The 1,654-nt window shown below is 65.3% G+C and carries 2 protein-coding genes and 1 pseudogene; 1 reads left to right on the plus strand and 2 read right to left on the minus strand.

Annotated features, from left to right (window positions below):
- Positions 1 to 211, minus strand: a pseudogene (locus tag MOV74_RS37610) (hypothetical protein); the annotation flags it as partial.
- A gap of 160 nt (positions 212 to 371) precedes the next feature.
- Between MOV74_RS37610 and MOV74_RS37615 the strand changes: the two are divergent.
- The gene (locus tag MOV74_RS37615; protein WP_018646206.1) at positions 372 to 920 is read left to right on the plus strand and encodes a cupin domain-containing protein; all 549 of its coding nucleotides are present in this window, start codon (positions 372 to 374) and stop codon (positions 918 to 920) included.
- A 38-nt stretch (positions 921 to 958) separates the two neighbouring features.
- Here the strand turns inward: MOV74_RS37615 and MOV74_RS37620 are convergent.
- The coding region (locus MOV74_RS37620; RefSeq protein WP_246932503.1) for a molybdopterin cofactor-binding domain-containing protein at positions 959 to 1,654 on the minus strand (696 nt) is incomplete at its 5' end.

Below are 1,654 nucleotides of genomic sequence, written 5' to 3' on the forward strand. Positions count from 1 at the left end.
CCTCGACCGTGCGACGCACGATGGAGCGGCAGTGCTCGGGATTGCGGATGTCGCCGGGAATCAGGATCGCCTTGCGTCTTTCCCGCTCCACCAGCGCCTTGACCTCGGCCGAGGAGAACAGGCGCGGCGCCTTCTTGAACTGCCGGTTGGCCGTGAACGGCATCCAGAACGAGTCGGTCTTGATAGTGTTCGGAATCTGATGAAGGGTCACGGCCGCGCTCCTTTGCTGACCCGCAAGCAGAGCCACGGCTTGGAAAGCGCAACAAGTCCTTTTCTGTTGCGCCACAACCCATTGATTTCACTGGGGCGACTGGTCCATATTTGCGCGATCCGCAACACCTGCAACACAGGGCCAGCGCAAGGACCGGAACATGAGCGTCGACATCGGTGGACGGCTGCGATTCATCCGGGCGCGCCACAAGCTGTCGCAGCGCGAGCTTGCCAAGCGCGCCGGGGTCACCAATTCGACGATCTCGCTGATCGAATCCAACCAGATGAACCCGTCGGTCGGCGCCCTCAAGCGCATCCTCGACGGCATCCCGATGGGGCTCGCCGAGTTCTTCGCACTGGAGCCGGAGTCGAGGCGCAAGATCTTCTACCGCGCGGAGGAGCTGACCGAGGTCGGCAAGAAGCCGATCTCTTATCGCCAGGTCGGCGACAATCTGTTCGGCCGCAGCCTCCAGATTTTGAAGGAGCGTTACGAGCCCGGCAGCGATACCGGACGCGTCCACCTCGTCCATGACGGCGAGGAAGGCGGCATCGTGATCTCGGGCAAGCTCGAAGTCACCGTCGAGGACGAGCGCCGCATCCTCAATCCGGGCGATGCCTATTATTTCGAGAGCCGCCGCCCGCACCGCTTCCGCTGCGTCGGCGGCAAGCCGTGCGAGGTGATCTCGGCCTGCACACCGCCGACGTTCTAAAGCAGCGGTGCGAGAAGGTCTCGCCCCGCCCGCTACCCTCAAGGCTGCGTCAACAACTCCTCGATCCGAATCGGAAAACGGCGAACCCGCACGCCGGTCGCGTGCCACACCGCGTTGGCGACCGCGCCGGCGCTGCCGGTGATGCCGATCTCGCCGACGCCCTTGATGCCGAGCGCATTGACGTGCGGATCGTGCTCCTCGACCGTGATCACGTCGAGCGGCGGCACGTCGGCATTCACGGGGATATGGTACTCGCCGAGATTGGCGTTCATGATCCGACCGGTGCGGCGGTCAGTGACCGCCTCCTCGTGCAGCGCGAAAGACAGGCCCCAGATCATGCCGCCGAACAGCTGGCTCTGCACCATACGCGGGTTGACGATGCGCCCGGCCGCGAAGGCGCCGACCATGCGGCTGACGCGGATCTGGCCGAGCTCGGGATCGACCTTCACCTCCGCAAACACCGCGCCATGGGCATGCATGGCATATTCCTCCATCGCCGCGGGATTCGGCGCACCGGTGCCCCATGCCTCGACCTCAGTGACGCCCGCCCGCGCAAGGATCTCGGAATAGCTCTCGCTGCGGCTTTCGTCGTCGCGCCGGATCAACCTGCCGGCGCGCGCGATCACGCCGGCATTGCCGGCGCCGAACAGCGGCGATTGCTCGTCATTGGTTGCGAGATCGGCGAGCTTTGCGATCACGGCCGCGCCGGCGCTGTGGATCGCGGCACCCGCGGT

Source organism: Bradyrhizobium sp. SHOUNA76 (assembly GCF_023006445.1).
In the GTDB taxonomy this organism is placed as follows: Bacteria; Pseudomonadota; Alphaproteobacteria; order Rhizobiales; family Xanthobacteraceae; genus Bradyrhizobium.

Bases quoted from the DNA above. Each gene is read 5' to 3' on its own strand.
- MOV74_RS37615 (WP_018646206.1), top strand. From the start codon at position 372: ATGAGCGTCGACATCGGTGGACGGCTGCGATTCATCCGGGCGCGCCAC.